Raw genomic sequence first — 5,524 nt, forward strand, 5'->3', positions numbered from 1 at the left:
GACGATGACCTACTCTCGCACAGCTTAGGCTGCACTACCATCGGCGCGGCTACGTTTCACTTCCGAGTTCGGGATGGGATCGGGTGGTTCCATAGCGCTAATTTCATCAGGGAGACGGTTGGAGCGTCGCTCGTGTCTTCTTTCTGGAGGTATGCGTGGATCTGCATGCCATCCAAGAAAGGGCCTACGGCGCCTGTCTCGCGTTTGGTCTTGTGACGTAGCGTGCAACTTGGACTCTATCGACATGTCATGTCGGCCAAGGCAACTTGAGGTTATATGGTCAAGCCTCACGGATCATTAGTATCAGTTAGCTCAATACATTGCTGTACTTACACACCTGACCTATCAACCACATAGTCTATATGGTTCCTTTAGGGGGCTTGTGCCCCGGGAAGTCTCATCTTGAGGCGCGCTTCCCGCTTAGATGCTTTCAGCGGTTATCGCTTCCGAACATAGCTACCCGGCAATGCCACTGGCGTGACAACCGGAACACCAGAGGTTCGTCCACTCCGGTCCTCTCGTACTAGGAGCAGCCCCTCTCAAACTTCCAACGCCCATGGCAGATAGGGACCGAACTGTCTCACGACGTTCTGAACCCAGCTCGCGTACCACTTTAAATGGCGAACAGCCATACCCTTGGGACCGACTACAGCCCCAGGATGTGATGAGCCGACATCGAGGTGCCAAACACCGCCGTCGATATGAACTCTTGGGCGGTATCAGCCTGTTATCCCCGGAGTACCTTTTATCCGTTGAGCGATGGCCCTTCCATACAGAACCACCGGATCACTAAGTCCTAGTTTCCTACCTGCTTGATCCGTCGATCTTGCAGTCAAGCACGCTTATGCCTTTGCACACAGTGCGCGATGTCCGACCGCGCTGAGCGTACCTTCGAGCTCCTCCGTTACTCTTTAGGAGGAGACCGCCCCAGTCAAACTACCCACCATACACGGTCCCCGATCCAGATAATGGACCTAGGTTAGAACGTCAAGCACGACAGGGTGGTATTTCAAGGATGGCTCCACTGCAGCTAGCGCCACAGTTTCATAGCCTCCCACCTATCCTACACAGACGAACTCAACGTTCAGTGTAAAGCTATAGTAAAGGTTCACGGGGTCTTTCCGTCTTGCCACGGGAACGCTGCATCTTCACAGCGATTTCAATTTCACTGAGTCTCGGGTGGAGACAGCGCCGCTGTCGTTACGCCATTCGTGCAGGTCGGAACTTACCCGACAAGGAATTTCGCTACCTTAGGACCGTTATAGTTACGGCCGCCGTTTACTGGGGCTTCGATCAAGAGCTTCGCCTTGCGGCTGACCCCATCAATTAACCTTCCAGCACCGGGCAGGCGTCACACCCTATACGTCCACTTTCGTGTTTGCAGAGTGCTGTGTTTTTGATAAACAGTCGCAGCGGCCTGGTTACTGCGACCCTCTTCAGCTATAGCTCGCATGAGCCACCAAAAAGGGTGCACCTTCTCCCGAAGTTACGGTGCCATGTTGCCTAGTTCCTTCACCCGAGTTCTCTCAAGCGCCTGAGAATTCTCATCCTACCCACCTGTGTCGGTTTACGGTACGGTCTGCGTAAGCTGAAGCTTAGGAGCTTTTCCTGGAAGCGTGGTATCAGTGACTTCGCCTTAAAGGCTCGTCTCGGTGCTCGGTCTTAAAGAATCCCGGATTTGCCAAAGATTCAAACCTACCGCCTTTCCCCAGGACAACCAACGCCTGGTACACCTAACCTTCTCCGTCCCTCCATCGCACTTACGCGAGGTGCAGGAATATTAACCTGCTTCCCATCGACTACGCATTTCTGCCTCGCCTTAGGGGCCGACTCACCCTGCGCCGATTAACGTTGCGCAAGGAAACCTTGGGCTTTCGGCGTGCGGGTTTTTCACCCGCATTATCGTTACTCATGTCAGCATTCGCACTTCCGATACCTCCAGCAAGCTTCTCAACTCACCTTCACAGGCTTACGGAACGCTCCTCTACCGCGTACATATAAATATGCACACTCCAAGCTTCGGTTTACTGCTTAGCCCCGTTAAATCTTCCCCGCAGACCGACTCGACCAGTGAGCTATTACGCTTTCTTTAAAGGGTGGCTGCTTCTAAGCCAACCTCCTGGCTGTCTGTGCCTTTCCACATGGTTTTCCACTTAGCAGTAAATTTGGGACCTTAGCTGTGGATCTGGGTTGTTTCCCTTTTCACGACGGACGTTAGCACCCGCCGTGTGTCTCCCATACAGTCCGTCTTGGTATTCGGAGTTTGCAATGGTTTGGTAAGTCGCGATGACCCCCTAGCCATAACAGTGCTCTACCCCCAAGAGGATACATATGAGGCGCTACCTAAATAGCTTTCGAGGAGAACCAGCTATCTCCGGGTTCGATTAGCTTTTCACTCCTAATCACACCTCATCCCCTACCTTTGCAACGGGAGTGGGTTCGGGCCTCCAGTGCGTGTTACCGCACCTTCACCCTGGGCATGACTAGATCACCCGGTTTCGGGTCTACTGCCCGCGACTATGCGCCCTTATCAGACTCGGTTTCCCTTCGCCTCCCCTATACGGTTAAGCTTGCCACGAACAGTAAGTCGCTGACCCATTATACAAAAGGTACGCAGTCACTCTTTCGAGCTCCTACTGCTTGTACGCACACGGTTTCAGGATCTATTTCACTCCCCTCTCCGGGGTTCTTTTCGCCTTTCCCTCACGGTACTGGTTCACTATCGGTCGGTCAGTAGTATTTAGCCTTGGAGGATGGTCCCCCCATATTCAGACAGGGTTTCACGTGCCCCGCCCTACTCGTCTTCACTGGAATGGCCCTTTTAAATACAGGGCTATCACCTTCTATGGCCGGCTTTTCCAAACCGTTTTTCTAGAACCATACCAGCTTAAGGGCTGTTCCCCGTTCGCTCGTCGCTACTTAGGGAATCTCGGTTGATTTCTTTTCCTCTGGTTACTTAGATATTTCAGTTCACCAGGTTCGCTTCCAGCAGCTATGTATTCACTGCAGGATACCGCCGAAGCGGTGGGTTTCCCCATTCGGACATTACCGGATCAAAGCTTGTTGCCAGCTCCCCGATACTTTTCGCAGGCTGCCACGTCCTTCATCGCCTCTGACCGCCAAGGCATCCACCGTGTGCGCTTATTCGCTTGACCATATAACCGCAAGTTGCCTTGGGTTACATATATGACCTGGGGGTACAAAGCCCAGATACGAAATATAACGACTCAATTAATAAGAAGACATTTAAGTCTTCCGCCTTAGCCTCACGACACGTCAAGATAGATAATCTCAAACGCTCGCTACGTCACAAGTTTTAAAAGAACAGATACCAGCCACAGTGCTGATGTCTATAAATTCTTAGTATGCGGATACATTCAGAGTGGTGGGTCTGGGTAGACTCGAACTACCGACCTCACCCTTATCAGGGGTGCGCTCTAACCACCTGAGCTACAGACCCAATGTTCTGTCATAACTCAGCAGCGCCTCATCCCGGTTCGCAACAATGCGATCACAAGAGAAGACTCTGATAATGGTGGAGCCTGTCGGGATCGAACCGACGACCCCCTGCTTGCAAAGCAGGTGCTCTCCCAGCTGAGCTAAGGCCCCGAATTGGGACTTTCCACACCAGCCTGTGCCGGTGTAGATCTCTGAATGCAGGTTTCTTGTGGGGACGCCTGACAGGCGATGCTGTCTTGCTCAAAAGGAGGTGATCCAGCCGCACCTTCCGATACGGCTACCTTGTTACGACTTCACCCCAGTCATCGGCCACACCGTGGCAAGCGCCCTCCCGAAGGTTAAGCTACCTGCTTCTGGTGCAACAAACTCCCATGGTGTGACGGGCGGTGTGTACAAGGCCCGGGAACGTATTCACCGCAGCAATGCTGATCTGCGATTACTAGCGATTCCGACTTCATGGAGTCGAGTTGCAGACTCCAATCCGGACTGAGATAGGGTTTCTGGGATTGGCTTACCGTCGCCGGCTTGCAGCCCTCTGTCCCCACCATTGTAGTACGTGTGTAGCCCTGGCCGTAAGGGCCATGATGACTTGACGTCATCCCCACCTTCCTCCGGTTTGTCACCGGCGGTCTCCTTAGAGTTCCCACCATTACGTGCTGGCAACTAAGGACAAGGGTTGCGCTCGTTGCGGGACTTAACCCAACATCTCACGACACGAGCTGACGACAGCCATGCAGCACCTGTGTTCGCGTTCCCGAAGGCACCAATCCATCTCTGGAAAGTTCGCGACATGTCAAGGCCAGGTAAGGTTCTTCGCGTTGCATCGAATTAAACCACATACTCCACCGCTTGTGCGGGCCCCCGTCAATTCCTTTGAGTTTCAGTCTTGCGACCGTACTCCCCAGGCGGCGAACTTAACGCGTTAGCTTCGATACTGCGTGCCAAATTGCACCCAACATCCAGTTCGCATCGTTTAGGGCGTGGACTACCAGGGTATCTAATCCTGTTTGCTCCCCACGCTTTCGTGCCTCAGTGTCAGTGTTGGCCCAGACAGTCGCCTTCGCCACGGATGTTCCTCCTGATCTCTACGCATTTCACTGCTACACCAGGAATTCCACTATCCTCTGCCACACTCTAGTCGCCCAGTTTCCATCGCAATTCCCAGGTTGAGCCCAGGGCTTTCACGACAGACTTAAACAACCACCTACGCACGCTTTACGCCCAGTAATTCCGAGTAACGCTTGCACCCTTCGTATTACCGCGGCTGCTGGCACGAAGTTAGCCGGTGCTTATTCTTTGGGTACCGTCAGAACAACCAGGTATTAACCGGCTGCTTTTCTTTCCCAACAAAAGGGCTTTACAACCCGAAGGCCTTCTTCACCCACGCGGTATGGCTGGATCAGGCTTGCGCCCATTGTCCAATATTCCCCACTGCTGCCTCCCGTAGGAGTCTGGACCGTGTCTCAGTTCCAGTGTGGCTGATCATCCTCTCAGACCAGCTACCGATCGTCGCCTTGGTGGGCTCTTACCCCGCCAACTAGCTAATCGGGCATCGGCTCATTCATTCGCGCCAGGCCCGAAGGTCCCCGGCTTTCACCCGTAGGTCGTATGCGGTATTAGCGTAAGTTTCCCTACGTTATCCCCCACGAAAGAGTAGATTCCGATGCATTCCTCACCCGTCCGCCACTCGCCACCCATAAGAGCAAGCTCTTACTGTGCTGCCGTTCGACTTGCATGTGTTAGGCCTACCGCCAGCGTTCACTCTGAGCCAGGATCAAACTCTTCACTTAAAACTACATGTCCGAAGACAATAACTTTAGCTGCAGAAGTTCAACCACTGGCAACGTTTCGCTTGCATTAAAACAATTGAATCATTGCTTGATTAAACGTCTGCAAGATGGACAGTCATCCATTCCTGCAGGCGTCCTCACAAGATACCTGCGCATACTGTCAAAGAACTTCGAATCAGGCCTCAGCGCCTTCTTCGTAGGCTGCGACGTTTCCGTCGTAGCGAGCCGCCCATTATATGGTGGCTTTTCTGCTTCGTCAACACCTCATTTCGGGG

1 protein-coding gene, 2 tRNA genes and 3 rRNA genes are annotated in these 5,524 nt (G+C 53.1%); 1 reads left to right on the plus strand and 5 read right to left on the minus strand.

Going from position 1 to position 5,524, the window contains the following annotated elements:
- The 5 genes from rrf to ACVOKO_RS19255 form a co-directional block, all read right to left on the minus strand.
- Positions 1 to 111, minus strand: a 5S ribosomal RNA gene (rrf, locus tag ACVOKO_RS19235); the annotation flags it as partial.
- Between the two features lie 165 nt (positions 112 to 276).
- Positions 277 to 3,155: ribosomal RNA gene (locus ACVOKO_RS19240) — 23S ribosomal RNA — on the minus strand.
- Positions 3,156 to 3,383: 228 nt separating this feature from the next.
- Positions 3,384 to 3,460 (minus strand) — tRNA-Ile (locus ACVOKO_RS19245).
- Between the two features lie 73 nt (positions 3,461 to 3,533).
- Positions 3,534 to 3,609 (minus strand) — tRNA-Ala (locus tag ACVOKO_RS19250).
- A 93-nt stretch (positions 3,610 to 3,702) separates the two neighbouring features.
- Positions 3,703 to 5,249 (minus strand): 16S ribosomal RNA (locus ACVOKO_RS19255).
- Between the two features lie 7 nt (positions 5,250 to 5,256).
- Between ACVOKO_RS19255 and ACVOKO_RS19260 the strand changes: the two genes are divergently transcribed.
- Positions 5,257 to 5,524, plus strand: a 268-nt coding sequence (locus ACVOKO_RS19260; protein ID WP_346500965.1) for a hypothetical protein, incomplete at its 3' end; no start/stop codon positions are given.

This window comes from Stenotrophomonas sp. STEN240 (genome assembly GCF_056756175.1).